This is a genomic window from Saliphagus sp. GCM10025334 (assembly GCF_042663485.1).
In the GTDB taxonomy this organism is placed as follows: domain Archaea; phylum Halobacteriota; class Halobacteria; order Halobacteriales; family Natrialbaceae; genus Natronosalvus.
In genome coordinates this window covers 126,970-145,787 of sequence record NZ_JBHTAF010000001.1, presented here as the reverse complement: position 1 = coordinate 145,787, position 18,818 = coordinate 126,970, and the positions used below count along the sequence as shown (strand labels likewise).

Genomic DNA, 18,818 nt, shown 5'->3' with positions numbered 1-18,818 from the left:
AGTACGAGAAGTCGAGAGACGATCTGGGTGGGGTTCACGACCCTCGATAGGCCATCGTGGCGGTGCCTTCTGGTCAGTCATGAGCAAAGGGCTGGTCAGTCGTTGGCGGCGGTTACTTCGACGATGCGTCGATCCTCGTCGCCACCGCTCGCGACGTACAGGGGGAAGGTGACGGGTTGCTGGACCGGGTAGGACTCGTATCCCATCGTCAGTGTTCGGGTCTCGCTAGGGTCGAGATCCACCGATTGTGTCTCCATCAACTCTCGGTCGCCACCGACCAGGAACTGAACCTCCTCGGTGGCCTGTCGATCGCTCGTGTTGTGGACTCGGGCGGTCACTTCGAGGAACTCACCGCCGCTCACGGGGTCGTTTGCGTCGACGATTTCCACGTCGATTTGCCTGGCACCGCCCGCGAAGACCTCGACCATGCGTCCGTCTTCGTCGTCGCCAGTCACGACGTACACGGGGAACTCGACATCCTGTTGAACTGGGTAGGTGTCATAGCCTATCGTAAGCGTTCGTGTCTCTTCCGGGCCGAATTCCGTCGTCCGTGTCTCCATCACCTCGCGATCCGAGCCAACCAGTAACTGCACGTCTCGGGTGACTCGCTGACTCCCCGCGTTTATCACTTCGACGGTCAGTTCGAGGGGGTCGCCGGCCGGAAGCGGGTCGTTCGTCTCGAGAATCGAGACGTCGAGCCACCCCTCTCGGTCGCCCTCTTCGAGATACACATCCTGGACGGTCGGCTCGAAAGATAGGCTTGCTTCAACGGGAGTCCCGCCAATGCAGACCACTGCCGTGTATCCCTCGAACCACTGTTGGATCTCGTAGGTATGGCCTTGATCGGCAGAAAACACTACTGAGAGGGAACCATCGCCGGTGATCGGTTCGTCTATGTCCGTATCCGGGCGTTCGACTATCGTCTCTGTGACGAGGGTATCCGCGAACGGAAACGGTATCACTTCACCGATTAGCGCCTCGAGATAAGCGACGAGCCCGTCGTGAGCGAGGGCATTCAATTCCGGGGTGACGCGATCCACCATGACGGCTTCTTCGGTTTTGACCTCGTTGGTCGTCAAATCTCGAACAGCCAATCGTGCGTATAACTCGACTTTGTTGACTGCGTTCCGGAACTGAGTGGAATCCCGGAGTTGACGAACGTTCCCGGTGAACGTATACTCCGATGAGACGGTAACCGGCCCGGCGTGAGGAGCGGTCCACTCCGTAGCGAGTAATAACCGGCCCGCACTGGCGGATCCGCCGATCCCACGTTCCCAATATGCGCCCTCGGCAGCGGTGTGCAGATTCAGGTCGCCAGTTCGTCGGTCCGGGGTAATGATCGCATCGTCCTGTGTCGACCCGACAACCAGCCCTAACGAATCTGCGAACGTGTCTGTATCACTCAACTCTTCGGCAAATGGGAGAAGGGATTCGACCCTGGTTGTCGCCCTCGAATTGTTTATAGGCCGTCTTCGTCCCGCGAGCGATCCTCCGGTGAAAAGCAGTGCGCCATGACCGAGAAAGGATCGTCGTGACCGAATTGCATCGTCTCGATGTTCGTCCCCTTCATTGTCATTGGCTTGCTCCACATCGATCGCCTCCGGGCAGGTGTCTTTCTCGTACTTCATTGTGTGACCCACCAGTTGCCGCCTTTGAAAGGAGGAAATTCCTCCGCTCGCTCGAGTTCCTTGTGTCTGCTTGGACCTCGATATTGGTAAGATCACTTGCTGCACACTGTTCGGGGCCTGTAGTCCGTACACACCCTGTATGCTATCAGAACCATCACACGAAAAATCCGTTCTGGGCCACTAGCGCTCGAGTCGGCGTGTCGTAAGGGCTGATTTCAAAACAGTCATCAACGGAGTTCCGAGCGATGCAGTTCGAAGCTGTGCCGAGTATTTACGGCCAACCAATAGACGATGAACATACGCCACATTTGAACCTGGTGTTAAAATGGATAGTGGGAAGAGATAACCCCAGTGTATGATTGTGCCGAACTGTTTGACGTGACAAAGTTCACCAGAGGTCGATTCTCGTTGAGAAACTTAATTTGGCTCAGGGAGCGAGCTTTGGCTGGTCGTAAATATTGATGCTTGATTATTTACCGCGTCCACGGGTCTCAGTTGTCTTTGCGCTCAACGGTCGGGTTTCGTCAATCGTTGGCGGTTCATCGATTCCCGCCGCGAGCGCAAGCGACCACGATCCCGCACTATCGTCTGCCGTGGATAGTTCTATGCATGGAATGTCTACTTCTGAGAAAAGCAGGAATTCGTAGTCGCCACTTTCATAAAATCTATACCCGATTCGGTCGCCACGATAAGTGCGTTGTTCGACACTTTCGAGCTGGTCAATCGGGTCCCCGTCAATAGTTGAGATAGAGGCATCACCGTCATCGCGTAGTTGCAACTCCTCAGACATCTCAAATCGCGCTGTTACTGCGGCGAATTCGCCGTCATCCATATCTAGTTGTATGGCATCTTGACTGTCCGGCGATAGTATCCCTTGGTAATGCGAGCCATCCACCGACAAGACAGATCCCTCTTCTTCTGAAATCTCCTCACAACTGTCCGGCCAGTTCCTCATCTCACCACCTGGCCTTTCAACTTCTGCGGTTACTGTCACTGTCGTACTTACGTTCGCGTAATGTTCCCCCTCAGCGCCAACCCCTCTGACATCGATTTCGACGGTGAAGTCGTCGGCCACCTCGAAGGTAGAGCGAATCTCGATCGTCTCGTCGTAGTCCTCCGGCAGCGAAAACCCATTGGCTGGTCCGTAGGTTCCCGATAGTGACCCGTTATCCTCACGTAGTTCGATGGCAATCCACTCGTCGTCCTCGTCGGAGTACTCAAGTATCACATCACCGTCTTCGATCCCGTCCTCTCGAGTGAGCGTGAACTCGACGTGAACGGTTTCGGGTGTCTCTTCGTCCCCAATGTTCTGTAGACGGACATCGAATCCTTCTGACGCCCCGATCTCAGTTTCGTCGGGTCCATCGATACTGATCGCCACCTCGACAGGGATGATGACGACTCCACCGACGGCAGCGGCCTCATTTTCGCCTTCTGAGCCGACTTCTCGATTGTAAATGAGCACATCGAAGAAGTCAGGAAATTCCGGGAAGACGTCGTGCCAGCAGCACCATCCACTCATACCTTCTTGCGTGAGTCCGATGGCTTCACCCTCGTCCGATACCTCAATGTCCACATATCCCTCTCCGTCGGTGCCGACGACGATCTCGAACTCGCCGAGGGGGTCGACGTATCCATAGGGAGTGGTCATTCCATCCTGGGTGTTCCCTAACAGTCCCCCGCCCGAGTTGACGAACTCCGCGAGGTCCTCCCCCCGTTCGACGAGCACCTCGTTTTCTTCATCGGTGAGTCCCTCTGGTGGATCGCCCCACTCTCTGATCGGTTCGAGCTGATAATCACTGCTCGCAACGCCGACCATCGCGTACCCGTCGAAGGTCGCGTTCGCAATGTCTTCAGCGCCATTGACGAAGGTGACGTCCTCGTCTACCGCCTCGCCAACCGCGCCCCAGTACCGTTGGGCGGTGGCCTCGGACTTGGCCCCGATGACGAGGATGCCGTCGTTCTCGTTGGTGACGTCCCCGAGCAGCGCCTCGACCATGTCCGCGTGTTCCTGCGGCGTTCCGTGATCCGGACTGGCGGGAGTCAGTTCGGAATCGAGTCCGAGGAGGATGATCGGCCCACCTCTGGTCTCCTGGGCCCCGGTCGGTGAAGCGGTTATGTCAAACAGGCCCGTCGCCGCCGCTGCTGTCGCCGCGATCCCCTTCAGGTATCGTCGTCGGGTGTCACTGATTGTAATGATGAGCATCGTTGGTTGCCCCTGTCGTGGTGTAGTCGTCTCCCACGGGCCCCTCCGGTCGTCATGCGCCGTCACACCGCGTTCCTCGTCCGCCCGTACTCATGGAACTGGCGACGGAATGGCCCTGGTGTCGCCCGGTCGATACTGCCGCGACTGGTCCAGTTAATTACATTCGCTGAACGAGAGACATCCCCCGCTCATCAGACAGGGGGTGTCTCGAACGCGGTTCTCGCCCTACCGGCAATACGCACGACGATGGGGAGCCTTTAGGGGTGTGTCGGTGACGTTCGATGGAGGTCGAAACGCGATGAGCGAGGATCCACGTCCGAAGGCAGGTCATCGAGAGCGTCTCCAGATCTTCCCGGGTAGCAACGGTGGGGTGCGTCCCAGCGTGACCGGCGAGGTATCTCCAAACCAGTCTGTGCAAAACACCTGGCGGTTGCCTTCGAGCGAGCCGCTGTACGCGTCGCCAGAACACCCCTTGTCTGATGAACAAGGGGTGTTAGACGGGCACTGGATGTGACTAAGTAATCTCTCAGCACAGTTTCATCTATGCGGCGTCGCAAGTTTCTCGCCGTTGGAGGGGGATTGGCGGCAACGATCTCTGAATGGATCGGTTTTACTAAGGGCATTTTCATGCGCGGATTCAGTGCCGCCCTTGGTACAGAATTTGGTGCGCATGATATCAATATAGAGCCCCCTCGAAGAGAAGACATCACTGAAGTCGGTGCTACCGTGGTTTTTGGCGTAGAAGACCCTGAGGAAGATATCGAGTATGAGTGGACAGTAGCCCAGGGGTCGCCCAATTCGAGTGACGACCAGTTGTTACACCTCAGTCGGCCCGTTACATCGTTCCGACCTACTAATCCAGGGGATTACGAGGTGATAGTATCGGCTATCAATGGGGCAGATGTGGCAGGACGTGCATCGATTAGAATCGAAGTAAGAGAGCAAAATTCGCCGACGATCGAAATTACCAACCCCGAACAACGGCCGACGGTCGACCAGGGGGAGGAGGTGACGTTCACCGCCGACATCGAGGCCCCCGACGGAGAGCTTGACCGAGTTGACTGGTACGTCGACGGAGAATTCATCGAGAGAACCTCGGCGAGCGGTAGTTCCGACAGCGTTTCGTGGCGTCGAACGTTCGACGACCTCGGCGCATATAACATCGGCGCGGTCGTCTACGATGAATCCGGACAGAGTGCGGAGGTCGCCTGGATCGTCACCGTCGAGGAACCAGAGCCGCCCACAGTCTCCACCGGATCGGCGGAATCCGTCGATGAGAAAAGCGCGACGCTAGTCGGAGCATTGGAAGACAAAGGTAGCGACGACGGTGTGGAAGTCTGGTTCAGATACAGACCGGAAGGTGCGGACGACTGGCAGACGACCCAACGAGGCGGCGCCAGCGGGTTCGCGGATGTCTTCGATTACGACGTCGACGGGCTCGAGCCGGGGACGACGTACGAGTTTCAGGCGATCGCCGAAACGTCGGTCGGGACCGATACAGGCGAGGTCGAAACGTTCCGGACGGACGACCCCGAACCGGGGACGGTATTTGTTACCGTCTCGGACGAGGGCACGATCGAGGGCTACGAGTTCGTCGGCGAACCGATCGAAGGCGCGACGGTTCAGTTGGGCGACGAGACGGCCGAGACCGGTGAGGACGGACGGGCCAGATTCGAACTCGAGCCCGGCGAGCACGACCTCGTCATCCACGCGGATGGCTATGGAACGACCGAGTTCGAACCGATCACGGTCCAAAGCGGGAGTACGAGGGACGTCTCTGCACAGATCGTACCCGAAGACACCGGGGTTCTCGAAATCGAAGTCCTCGACGAGGCCGGCGAGACGGTACCGCTGTACGAGTATCGAGTGCTGGTCGACGGCGAAGATGTGGAGTTGAACCGGAAAGGACAGGCACTCGTCGATGCGGGCGAGCGGACTGTCGCGATCGAGCCGCGGGAGGGGTACGACGTCGAACCAGTCGAGACGGACGTGACGGTCGAAGAAAACAGGACGACCGAGGTCGAGTTCGATCCCCGCGATCCGGACGAGGTGATCGACCTCGAGTTCACGGTCGTCGACGAGGACGGAGAGCCGGTAGCCGACGCGGAGGTAATCCTGTACGAAGAAGATTGGGATGAACCAAAGGTGACGGACCAGCGGAAAGTGACGGACGAGGAGGGGGTAGTCGAGTGGGAGATGGTCCCTGCAGGCGCGTATCGCGTCGAAGCGTACGTCGGCGACGAGTTCTGGCACAGCAGCGAACAGACGGCTGCCGGAGGTGAGACACTGGTCGTGGATCTCGAGCGGAATATGCCATATGTTGAGGGCTTCGACGTCGAACACGAGCGCGATCTCCCCGTAGCGGGTGAGGAGTTGACGCTAACACCGCGGGTCGTCAACGCCGACTGGTACGACAATCAGATTGATGTTACCGTGTACGACGAAGATGATCAGGTAGTCGAAACGACCGATGGGTTGACCGTCCGCGACCCGTTCTCGTTCGTCCCCGAGGAACTCGGTGAGTACTGTATCGATTCCCAAGTCGACTCGTACATCGAAGAGGACTGGACACCCACTGCTGACCAGTCGCCGGCGGACTGCATCACCGTCTATGATGAGGATGAAGTGACGTTGGACATCGATATCGAAGTTGGTCACGAGGAGACCTATACCGGTTCCAAAGTCGCGATGCGCGTTGAGGCTCCCCAAGATGGTCTCGAGTACGAGTGGACGATCGCGAAGGGTGACGATGCTGGAGAACTCCTTCACGAGAGCGGGGAACACACGACGCTTACGGTTCGAGAAGCGGGCGAATACGTCGTCAGGGTTGAAGCAGAACAGGACAACGAATCGACGTTGATCGGAGAGACTGAGACCATCACCGCTACAAATAAAGAAATCGTCGATCTCGACGCCGACGTGATGGAATTAGCGGAGCAGTACGCGCCGATTCTTCACTTCCATTCAGACGAGGAGTTCTTCCCTACGCGATATGAAGGTTATTTAGAAAATTCTGAATTGAACGGCGTAATCTCCCCCACTGAGAACCCGTCATTACTAGATCTTGTTGACAGCGGTGGGGATATTGATCCCGGGACTTTCGATATTGAAACGCTAAAGGAGTTTCAGGACCCCGAAGTCTATCCGGAAACTGTCTACACAAGCGTACATTCCAATGTCACGTATGACGACGAAGAGTACGTCGCTATCGGCTATTGGATGGTTTACGTGCACGATCCGAAGCCCTCTGACGTCCGTGGTACTTTATCAGACAGGGTAGCAGCACACACCGGTGACCAAGAACCGGTTTTCATCTTGTTGGACGAATCGGGACCACAATATGTTGCCTCTCAGCAACATAAGGGTGGTGAAATACGACCGTGGGAGCAGGTTCCCAAAACCGGTGAGCGTATCCACATATATCCCGCTGAGGGTGCTCATTCCAACTTCTTCGAGCCGTATTCCGGGAGTTCAGATGGTGAGAAACTCACTGAACCACCCAATGAGTTCGACGCTCGACATTTGTATCAAGCACAGTACTTGTTCCCGAGTTATACCTCGACAGAAATTCACGAGAGAATATATCGGTATAGTTGGTACGCTGATCCTATCGGAAACGATGTAGTCTGGAACCCCGAAGAAGGGGATTACGAGATCATACTTCTGACGGATGCGATGGCCTGGGCAGAGTACGAGGGCAACATCTATACGTTTCGAGATACCGACCGCGCGAATCTCATCCCAGGATCGGATTATCTGTTCGGGTCAGATATACCGATGCAACAGAACCGCTGGGAGGAGCTGGACACATGGATTGACGACAACATCGCAGAAAGTCATGAACAATTTGATGGCGCGATCTACGACCCCAATAATGCGAGCCTTTCGGGTATACTCTACGATGAATACGGACCGGAGCACTTCGATCCAGACATCCACCGAACTGGTGAAGACATCCAAGCAGATCTGGGGATTTCGAACACGGGTCCACAGCCCGCCGAGTTCGTCGTCAGTGTGACGGCCGTACACGAATCCGGAACCGTGCAGACGGTGGAGCACAGTATCTTTTTCGACACAGGGAACGTTGGATTCGGTCCTGTGATCGTCCCAGAAGATTGGCACGATTCTTCGTATCACGTTCCGCTGTTTCCGCCGCCGGCTGACGACGTAGAAACCGGAAATTGGATGATAACGATTGAACTCGCGTCGTACACCGCCGACATATCCACTGACGATGATGTGCACGACGAACTTGTCTTCGAGTACGAACACGAGATAGAAGTCGACGCAACCGTCGAATTTGTCGACGTCTCCGAGGGCGAAGTGGCTTCGGGCGAGGCGGTCGAGTCGACAGCGGTAGTCAACAATACCGGAGAGCAGGAACACACCTTCTTCGTCGGTTACGGCGCTGTAGATCCCGACGGCGAAACGTATGACAACAATGGGACGACCGGCACTACGGTGACGCTTGAGCCCGGGGAGACTGCAGAGGTCGAACTGGAGTGGATTGTTGAGGAAGGAGCACCCGAGGGACTGTACGACCTCGGGAGCGCAGTCTGGCTCGAATCCGACCGGGACGAACTGCAGACGCGCCTCGACGAGGATCAGCGGAACGAAACGATTGAAGTCGTCGGGACGGACGTCGGACAGCTTCACGTTGAGTCGGAGCCCTTGAACGCGACCGTCGAGATCAACGGTGAGGTCGAAGGTCAGACGCCCCTCACAGTCAACCTCGAGGAAGGTACCTACGACCTCGTCGTCGATGCCCCAGACCACGAACCCGAGGAACTCACGGCAACCGTGACCGCCGGCGAGACGGAGAACGTCTCGGTCGAACTTGAGCCCGAACCGGTCGAGCCACCGGAAGCGGATCTCGAAGCCGAACCCGACGAGGCGGCCATCGGTGAAGAAGTACTACTCGACGCGAGCGGGACCGAGGACCCGAACGATTTGGACCTGATTTATCACTGGGACATAACCGGTGACGGCGAGATCGACATCGAGACCGTCGAGCCGACGGTCGGATGGGAGTTCGAGGAAGCCGGTGAATATATCGTCTCCGTCGAGGTCGACAACGGCGTCGAGACAGACACCGCGGAAACGACGGTGACGGTGACCGAACCAGACCGGGCGGCGGAGTTCGTGATCGAGCACGTGGAGACGAACGACCCGGTCGAAGTGGGTGACGTGCTCGAGGTAACTGCCGTCGTGACGAACGAAGGTGACGAAGACGGAATCAGAGACGTCACACTCGAAGTCGACGGGCAAGAATCGACTTCCGAGGAGGTTGAACTCGAGAGTGGCGAAGAGACGACGATCGAACTGACATACGAGACGGGTTCCGAGGATACTGGTGAGGTTGAGATCACGATAGGAACCGGCGACGACGAGGAATCGACCACCGTCGAGGTGCTCGAATCCCGTGACCTCGAGATCAGAATGGAGGATCGTACCGGCGACGGCACCGACGACGTCTGGCTGTCGAACGGACGGGTCTGGTTCCAGATGAACGACGAGGATCTTGAGTCACGAACGTTCATTTCGGCGCTCGGCCGTACCGGGTCGGATGTCCTCGCCGGCCCCTGGCAGTTCAGACCCCGGACGCCCGACGGCCACCTCCAGTTCGACTCCACCCGGGCGTTCGAGATCGTCGAGGATGGTGACGACGTGGTGGCATACAGCGTCGTTCGTGAGTATACGATCGACGACGTGCCGTTCCGCATGACCCACACGGCCGCGCTGACGGCGGAAACAGACGCCGCGATCGTCGAGACCGAGTGGACGAACCTCGGCTCGGACGCCGTCCAGTTCGACCAACCACCGGGCCACGTCCACGACGGTGCCATGCTCGTGCGAGGGGTCGATCTCGCCGGGCAGTCGGGCGAATATCGATTCCACGTCAGCGAAACCGGGACACACTCGTTCGACGGCGTTCGGAGGTGGCAGACGTTCGATATCGGCGGTGACCTGCCGTTCGTGACCGTCTTCGACGACGACCACGCGGCCACATATGCACTCCTCGAGGGCGCGACGGGACCGCGCCACGCCGTCACAAACGGCCAGCCGGCGGACAGGGTCGACCTCATGGTCCAGGAGGTCACCGTCGAGCCCGACGATACCGTGACCTACACGACGGCCATCGCCGCCCACGACGGCGGCGACTCGGCGATCCCCGAAGCAGAAGCCCTCGTCACCGACGCTGCTGCCATCGATCTCCCGGTCGAGCCACCACGGCCGGATTCGTCGACGTTCACCGTCGAGATCAGTGACACCACTGCTCCGATCGAGACGGGAGACACGCTCGACGTAACCGCCGAGATCGAAAACGCCGGGGACACGGGGGCCACCGAGGAGGTCGTCCTGGACGTGGGAGACAAGACCGGGATCGACGAAACGACGGTCGAACTCGACTCCGGAGAGACAGAGACGGTCACCTTGTCGCACGAGATCGACGAGAGTGGTGAGTTTGACGTGGTGGTCCGCGGGGCCGATGACGAGGACTCGACGCGAGTGACCGTCGACGAGGCAGCAGAGCACGGTGTCGAGTTCCACAGTTGTACAGAGGTGGAGATCACCGGAGACTTTGAAGGCGTCCACCTCGAGGCGTCCTATCTGTCCGGTGCAACAGATGCATCAAACTACCTCTACGGGAGTGATCTTCTCTCTGACGACGGTACGACGAGCATCGATGTATACGATCACCACGCGAGCGAGACGCTGTTCTATATCGATTACGTGCGACTTTCTGAAGACACTGACATAGACCCGATGTCCACGTCTGACGAAATCGATCACACCGTGGAGAATCCGATCGAGAAATCCATCGAAGGATGTATCGAACACGACACGGGAGAACGACCGGAAGCCAGCATTTCGTTCGCCGATCAAACCTCCGACGGCGAGACAGTAACCGTCGATTCTGTGTCACTCTCTCACGGAGGGTTCGTCACGGTTTATGACGGGAGCGAGGACAGCATGCTATCGCCGCCAGCAGAGGAGTGGAACCTCCAGCATGAATCGATGAGCCGAACTGTTGTCGGTGCCTCAGAGTATCTCGAACCCGGATCCCATGACAACGTTGAGATCGAACTGGACGAACTACTCGATTCGAGTCGAGATCTGGTGGCGATTCCACACCACGATTCAACCGGGACAGAGACGTACGAATTCGTCGAATCGGGTGGCCACGCAGACTGGCTGTACTACTCCAGGCCACCATACGATTACGCGTTCATTTCGCTCGAGGGCCGGGAGGCCGACTTCGAAGTCGAGTTCCCCGCCTGCACGCGTGTCGAGGTGACAGGCACGTTCGAAGACGGCGATCACTTCAATGCCAGACAAAGCGGGTACGCCCCCTCCGGTGTTGCAACCTGGCACGAATACGGGATCGCGGTTGGCGACGGGCATGGTCCCGACGCCCCGTTTACCGGCACGATCGTGCTGGAGGTGACAGGAGATCCCCCCTCCGACGAACCGATCGAGGAATCCGATGATCGGATCGTCTACGAAATTGGCCCGCGCGAGGTGTTCGGGACGATGATCACCGGGGTGTGGACCCCGTCAGGAACGGAGCCACTGTTTGAGGAAGGTCGGATCGAGAATCCCAATATCGACGAGTGTCGCGACGAGATTCGACCGGAACGACCGACACTGAGCGTCGCCGACGTCGAGACCGCAGCGGATGGGGGCGACGCTGGTAACGCGTTCGACGTTACCTTTCGCTACGAGAACCCCCACGACGTCGAGTTCGCGACCGGGGGCGAGTTCGTCGAGGGGTCGACCGCCGACGAACCCGCTGGCGCACTCGAACCGGGCACACACGAGTTCACCGTCAGGTGGACGCCCGAGACCGAGGACGAGCGCCTCGTCTGGGTGCTCGATCTCGAGGACTTCGGTCACGACGAGCCCGTACGTGTCGAAACCGAGCCGGCCGACGAGTACGATGGGGGCGACTCGGAAGCCCTCGAGGTCGAAATCACGGGAACGAACGATCCGGTTGCGGCCGGCGAGCGATTCGAACTTACCGCCGCGGTAACCAACACCGGTGACGAAGCGGTCACGCAGGACGTCCAGTTCCTCGTCGGTGACAGTCGCGAACTGTTCGACTCGGAAACGGTGACACTCGACCCCGGTTCGAGCCAAAAAATCAGCCTGGGCTACGAGACGTATCCCGTCCAGCAAGACGTCTCGTTCCCCGTGTACGTCGTCACCGACGACGACGAGGCCGCAATCACCGTCGAGGTCGTCGCGGGCGAATCCGCGGAAGAGTCACCCGGCTCCGGCCAGCTCGACGTAACGATTACCGACACTAATGCTCCCGTCGACGCCGGCGAGTACCTCGAAGTGACCGTCCAGGTCGAAAATACGGGCGACGCCGACGCCGAGCAAAGCCTCCGGCTCATCGCTGGCGACGAGCAGGTGGCTTCCCGCTCCGTGACCGTCACCTCTGGTGAGACGCAGTCGATTTCGCTGGGGTACGAGACGTACCCCGTCCAGCAAGACGTCGAGTTTGTGGTAACGGTCCAGAGTGACGACGATTCCGATAGTCGAACGGTCACTGTGTTCGGCCAGTGAGCCAGCGAAGCGTCCGGAAGCCGACGAGGAGTGATTCACCGGGCGGAACAAGGTAGCCTGGCCTGAAACTCCACTATCGAACGATTAGATTGAACTATGATGTCGGTGATATGCTGACCGGAGGGGGTCGTGACAGATGGTAACTCGTGACAGGATGGTCGAGGATATTAATTTTCTGACACAGTCGCCGGTTCGAGTACAGATTCTCGAACACTTACGCGAGGAAGGGGAACTGAGCAAACGCGAACTGACCGAGCGATTCGACGTGTCACGAGTAACGATTCAACGCAATGTAGAGGCGCTCAAGGAGCGCGACTGGATCGACAACTCGCATCCGACGTACGCGATCACGCCGCTCGGCGAACTGGTGATCGACGAGGTGGCGCCGCTCACGGACTCGATGGAGGTCGAACGGAAACTGCGCCCGTTCCTCAAATGGATCCCGCGGGATTCGTTCGACCTCGATCCCTACTTGCTAGCTACCGCGACGATCATCGAGGCCGATCCGACGAATCCGACCGACTGGGTGACCTACCACGTCGATCGACTCAAATCCTCCACGTACGCTCGTGGCGTCATTCAGATGACGGGCCTCGACGCGTGGGATGCTGCGGTTGAGGCGACCGTCCACGGGGGAGCACAGTTCGAGTTAATCGTCACTCGAGATGTTGCGGAGACGCTTCGGACGCGCCCGGAGTACGCCGAACGAGTCGAGGCCATACTGGACCACGACGCACTCGAACTGTACGAGTATGATGAGTCAGTTCCCTACTACCTGGGATTGCTCGATCAGTACGTCCAGTTCGGCGTGACGGACGATCGGGGAATGCCTCGAGCGCTGGTCGAGACCGATTCCGAAGCCGTTCACGAGTGGGCGGAAGACGAGTTCGAGGCCTATCGAGCACAGGCGGAGTCGCTCGAGTTCTGATGGAGGGTAGTTCCCCGTACACTGAATGGGGGCGTATTCTGTTCAGCAGGTGTAACTTTCTACTCCCCTATGGTACTGTGTGACACGGGGGGTGGCACAGATGAGTCAAGAGATAGACAACACCACAACCGGACTGAGTGATCGGGGTTTCATCTCCGACCAACTCGGTACCACTGTCGATTACGCCTACCGGCATTCTCGATTCTATCGTGAGTTGTTCGACGAGACAGACGTCACACCGGGCGACATCAAATCACCTGCAGACATGGCGGAACTGCCGGTTGTTGATGCGGAGGATGTCCTCGAGAACCAGCCACCGGCAACCGAAACCCACCGGTTCCGAAATCCGAATGCAACGGTCCGACGCCCGTTCCACACGTCCGGGACCACTGGTCAACCAAAGGTGATCTTCAAAAGTTTCGATGAAGTCGATCGGATCTTCGAGGACGTTCGGCGAGGGTTCGAACACTTCGGTGTCACGACGGACGACGTCGTCGCCAACTACTGTCCGTTCGTCGGACTGAATATCTCGTGTTTCGGGAGCGAAGGCGGCTTCGAACGACTCGGTTGCACGACGATCCCGATCGCGAATACGCCGTACCCACCCGATCGAGAGGCAGACTTGCTGTCCAGGTATCGGCCAACCGTCCTCCACGGACTCGCGAGTCACATCGATGCGAAGGGGAGTCGGTTGCGAGCGGAAGGATACGACCCATCCGAGTTCGGTGTCGAACTGATAACGGTAGTCGGCGATCCGGTTACCGAGTGTCGGAAACAACACCTGCGCGAGGTCTTTGACGCCCGTGTCGTCGAATATGTCGGTTGCACCGAAGCCGGCGCGTTCGCGTACGAGTGTCCGGAGAGCGGCCGGTTGCACGTTCTCCATGACTCCGTCTACGTGGAGGTCGTCGACGAGGAAGGGAATCCGGTTCCGGAGGGCGAGCGTGGGCGGTTAGCCGTCACGAACCTCCTCGAACCGGGCGACGAGTCGGCGATGCCGCTCGTTCGGTACGCGATCGGTGACGTGACGCGAGCGTACGCGGACGACGGGTCGTGCGGGTGCGACATTTCCGGCGGGGTAACGATCGATCCACCACGTCGCCGGGGCCAGGAGTTCGTCGCTGGCGCGATCAACCTGACGCCGCAGGTGTTCGAACGAGAGATCTACGCCCACTCGACGCTCCGATCGATCGTCCGGGAGTATCAGGTCCGCGTCGACTACGACGAGGAAACCGGTCAGGACGTGGTTACCCTGCTGATCAAAAGTGCAGACCGGTCCTCCGTTGGAGAAGTAGTCGACGAGGTGTCTCCCCCTTCAACCGAAGGTGCCGATCCCGAATCGATCGGTTCGGAACTCGGACGGCAGTTGCTCGAGACGAATAGCCACCTCCGTGACACAATCGAGATGGGGTCGACGCGACTCGGAATCCGTATCGTCGACGACCTCGACGTCGGCCCCGGAAAGCCGCGCCGCCTCGACGACCGCCGGGAGGGACCCTATGGGTGAGCCCGTACCGGATTCGATGCAACCGGTCACCACCTCGAGCCCCACGGCACGCGATCAGCATCGATACCTCGTGCTCGCGTCACCGCAGGAAGTCCCGGTCGATGTCGACGGCGCGTACGACAGCGTGATTTGCCTCGGTGATTTGCTTCGGTTCGCTCCGCCACCTGGGCGCGATCCGGACGGATCGGTGGTGGCCCAGTTCGCGCCGACGGTCGAGCGGGCGTACGAGACGGGCGCAACCGAACCCATCCTCGAGTCGATCCGCAGCCTCGTCGACCGACGTGACGTTCGACGAGTCGCACGGGAACGATACGACGAGTACTTCGGCACGTTCGAGACGGACGTCTACTTCCTCGCTGGAAACCAGGACATCCCGGATGCACTGGCAGCTGCCGCAGACGCACACGATCACGTCGCACATGCATCAGCGCTTCCCGAGACGTGTGCCATCGACGGAGCCGTGCCATCGTTCGCACCCTTCCCGTCGGATACGTTCCCCGGGGAGTGCCCCCGCGACGAGTTTTATCGCCGACTCGATGAGAGCGACGCGTCGGTTCTCCTCACGCACACGTTACCGGCGGAGTTCGATGCTGGCGAGTACGGCTTCAAACTCGCACTCGCCGGTCGTGATGATGGGTCCGTTTCCGACCTCAATTCGAACGCGGTAGTCGAACTGCCGCCCTATCCCGACGAGGTGCGCACGGTCCAACTAACGATGCGCGTAACCAAGGGCGGAACGCATCTCCGAGTTGAATCAGCTCCAGCCCAAGCCATCAGTGATTATGACAATACGTGACCGAACACCGCAGTCGACAGAGACAGTCGGGGGAGGAGAGCTGATTCCGGACGAGATTCGCGAGCGAATCGTCTTCCACGGCGAAACGGCTCCGTATCATCGTCGGCTCCAGCGAGATCTGGGAATCGACTATGCCGATCTACAGACGTGGGCGGATCTGCGATCGAACTTCGACTACCTGGACGACGACCTCCTTCGGTCGATTGATCCATACAAGTTAGTACCAGAAGAGTACGGGAAAGGTGACCTCGTACGAAGCCAGTCGTCAGGGACAACTGGGCGTATTAAGGAGATTTTCTGGCACGAAGACGATGTTCGGGAGAACGTCGACTACGTAGTCGCACGATTAGTGGACATCCACGTACCCGAAAATGCACACTGGGTGGCGACCGTTACACCAAATCCGGTGCTGAAGCGCATGATTCGTGGACTAGCGGCTCGATACAATGGAACAATCGAAACGATAGAAGTCGATCCGACACCGATCAAGCAGGCGTTACAAAGCGGGGATCGATCGACAATTGCGACCGCACTCAATCCGGTCGCAGACCGCATACGAGAAATTTTCGAGCGGAACGGGGTCGCCGTCTACGAAGATATCGCCCCACTGATGCAGTACGTTTCTTCGACCCTTCCTGCCGACTGTCGCGACCGAGTCGAACTCGCACTCATCGGTGGGGTGGGAACTGACGACGACACGATTGAAACCATCACTGAGAAGGGACTCCCAAACGCGACGCTCACCGGCTGGTACGGAGATTACATGAACGGGTCAAGTATGATGCGACGGCCGGAGACGCTGGAGTATCTTCCGCAGGAACCGAACGTTCGTCTCGAGTTCGCGATTCAGCCAACCTCGACACCGTCGTTCCAGTCGGTCACACTGGCGAAATCGTTACGCACGCTATTAGACGAGGCTTTTTCGTCCCGAACCGCCGCGTCGGCGACGTCGGAACCCGGATACGAGTCGATGACTGCGACGGAGTAACCGATATTGGCCGAAGTACACCCTGAATCCAATACCAATCATACAGCATCCCCACACGCAACTGTACGAGACGTATCCAGTCCAGCAGGAGTCGAGTTCCCGGTTCGCGTCGAAACCGCTGAGGACGCCGATGAACGGACCGTTACTGTCTACGGGAATCACTAACTACCGGTAAGACGACCATCAAGAATGTGACGAGAAGTGGGGCATAGATATAATCGGCAGTGTTGCTGGGACCACCGTCAGAGCTCGGCTCACGGTCAAGCAGTACCTGAGCGATAGAATGACCCGTGAAGCACATGCTGTGTTCGAGACACTCGCTGCAGCGCTCTCCCTTGAGTCGCGAATTCCACCCAAACCACCATTACGTTAATATGTTAGTGTTGCGAGCATGTGAGCCCACCATGATAGTCAATGTTGACGAGGAGTAGGGTGTGTCTTCGCACGGCAAGTGCACTGACAGTGTGGATGACGTCCGTTGTTTTCCCCGCGCCTCCTTTCTGATTCGCTTCGGTGATTCGTGAAGTGGCAGTGTCTAGTTAGGCCAGTTTGAGGAATGAGCAGGTCGTGGAGTTAGTTTGGGGTGCCATTTGAGGAGGTTCAGAACTAGACAGTGCCATTGTATTCTAATCATCATCGCTAGATATTTCCTGCTAAACGGATATTCTACCTGGTTTCTATCAATATGATCACACTCCACTCCTACCTTCTATACTAAAAACAAATGGTTAATAAATAAGGCTAAGTCCAATATCGTCTGCAGCAGCCCGTAATCGCTCAAATAACTCCCCCTCACATCGCTCTCGACTTACTCGATAAGTTGGTCCTGCCACTGCAAGTGCACCCTCAACACGATCCTGAGAAATGAGAGGAACCGCCACTGCGTTCATCTCACGGACGCCTTCACCAAGATTCAAAGCATACCCTCTCTCGCGAATGTGTTTGAGTTCCTTGTTGAGGGTTTCACGGTCAGTGATTGTCTTCTCAGTCATTTCTGGAAGACCATGACGTTCGATGATATTGTCCACTTCTTCTTCTGGAAGATGTGCAAGTATCACCTTTCCACCCGAATTGACGTGCATGTGTTCCCACGATCCTATAAGTGCGTTAATATTGATCTCTGCATTAGGGTCCCGCCCATCCAGGTACATTAACCGACCGTTCTCATGAGTCGTCAGCCAGGTTGTTTCACCTGTCTCTGCCGCTAAATCGTCAAGTACTGATAAAGCAGCCGAATATACGTCTCGCTCAGTCCGGGTGTACTGACCGTAACTAAAAAACTCCAACCCAAGGTGATACTGTCCATTCCGTTTCACGACGAATCCATGGGCTCTCATCGTCGACAGATGGTTGTGGACTGAACTCTTCGCTAAATCCATATTGTTCGCCAGCTCGGTTACTCTAATACCGTCTGCTTCCCTTATCTCTTTGATCAGAGCGAACAGAGTCTCGTCTGACTTGACTGTACGCCCTCTCGTTGAGTTGGAGCCCATACGCCCTCTAAAAGAGTGAAGAATACTAACAGTTATGGCAATTTTCGATATGGTTTTGGTCGGTGTCAGAAGATAACCAGATGGTATTTCTGTTTGCCTTTAATTTCTTAATGAGAGTACTGTCAAGTTTAATCCTTCCAGTGATATTTGTCAACCAATGGATTGTTGAACCCGTCCTAGATAATAGTAATGCGGGACACGACCAAGACATATATACCGTTTCTCCGACTACCAATCCACGAGATTCGGAGCGGTCGACTCGATTTATGGAGATGTGAACCACCGTTTCGATCAGGTTTCGGTCGACAGTGCCAATCTGTCCGCTTGTCCGTAATGAGGAATGTAGAACGGTAAATGCCTGTTTTTATCAACAAGAAACAAAGCATTAGAGATATCGTGTTTCAGGCAACTCGACACAGCAATACGACGACTGGATTGGTTCCTCACTGTTCAAAGGTTGGACATCGAAAACTAGATTTGACCCGGCAGTATTGTCCCATATATACACTCCTAACTATTTCCAACCATGACAAAAATACTATTAATATCGGCTAGGGCGGCTTCGCCGTCCTCAAAAACCCGTGAGTTCTGAGATCATACAAGAACTCTATTCTCGTGAGCGTAAGGGGACTTAGACACGGTCTCCAGCCGACGTACTCAGTGTCAAATTGCCTGGTAAGGGCGTTCGATGATGAGCA

Annotated in this window: 8 protein-coding genes and 1 pseudogene; 5 read left to right on the top strand and 4 right to left on the bottom strand. The window is 57.2% G+C overall.

What is annotated here, in order from left to right; translation table 11 throughout:
- Positions 1-95 precede the first annotated feature (95 nt).
- Both ACFQO4_RS00645 and ACFQO4_RS00640 read right to left on the bottom strand, forming a co-directional pair.
- A complete protein-coding gene (locus tag ACFQO4_RS00645; protein WP_500259089.1) occupies positions 96-1,079 on the bottom strand; it encodes a hypothetical protein in 984 nt (327 codons plus the stop codon).
- A 1,018-nt stretch (positions 1,080-2,097) separates the two neighbouring features.
- Positions 2,098-3,834 (bottom strand): hypothetical protein, encoded by a 1,737-nt coding sequence (locus ACFQO4_RS00640; protein ID WP_500259088.1) that lies wholly within the window; start codon positions 3,832-3,834, stop codon positions 2,098-2,100.
- Between the two features lie 903 nt (positions 3,835-4,737).
- Between ACFQO4_RS00640 and ACFQO4_RS00635 the strand changes: the two genes are divergently transcribed.
- From ACFQO4_RS00635 to ACFQO4_RS00615, 5 genes are all read left to right on the top strand, one after another.
- On the top strand, positions 4,738-12,408 hold the full coding sequence (locus ACFQO4_RS00635; RefSeq protein WP_500259087.1) for a DUF7282 domain-containing protein: 7,671 nt from the start codon (positions 4,738-4,740) through the stop codon (positions 12,406-12,408).
- Positions 12,409-12,544: 136 nt separating this feature from the next.
- Positions 12,545-13,336 carry a helix-turn-helix transcriptional regulator gene (locus ACFQO4_RS00630; RefSeq protein WP_500259086.1) on the top strand — a complete coding sequence of 264 codons (792 nt, stop codon included), beginning with the start codon at positions 12,545-12,547 and terminating at the stop codon, positions 13,334-13,336.
- A gap of 100 nt (positions 13,337-13,436) precedes the next feature.
- Positions 13,437-14,843: a phenylacetate--CoA ligase family protein gene (locus ACFQO4_RS00625; RefSeq protein ID WP_500259085.1), complete on the top strand. Its 1,407-nt coding sequence runs from the start codon at positions 13,437-13,439 to the stop codon at positions 14,841-14,843.
- A complete protein-coding gene (locus ACFQO4_RS00620) occupies positions 14,836-15,639 on the top strand; it encodes a hypothetical protein (RefSeq protein WP_500259084.1) in 804 nt (267 codons plus the stop codon). Before ACFQO4_RS00625 ends, ACFQO4_RS00620 begins: the two co-directional genes overlap by 8 nt.
- Positions 15,626-16,627 (top strand): hypothetical protein, encoded by a 1,002-nt coding sequence (locus ACFQO4_RS00615; protein ID WP_500259083.1) that lies wholly within the window; start codon positions 15,626-15,628, stop codon positions 16,625-16,627. The genes ACFQO4_RS00620 and ACFQO4_RS00615 overlap by 14 nt, the downstream gene beginning before the upstream one ends.
- Positions 16,628-17,013: 386 nt before the next feature.
- On the opposite strand, the pseudogene ACFQO4_RS00610 reads toward ACFQO4_RS00615, so the two are convergent.
- Positions 17,014-17,145, bottom strand: a pseudogene (locus ACFQO4_RS00610) (ParA family protein); the annotation flags it as partial.
- Positions 17,146-17,355: 210 nt separating this feature from the next.
- On the bottom strand, positions 17,356-18,120 hold the full coding sequence (locus tag ACFQO4_RS00605; protein WP_500259082.1) for an IclR family transcriptional regulator: 765 nt from the start codon (positions 18,118-18,120) through the stop codon (positions 17,356-17,358).
- Positions 18,121-18,818: the final 698 nt, after the last annotated feature.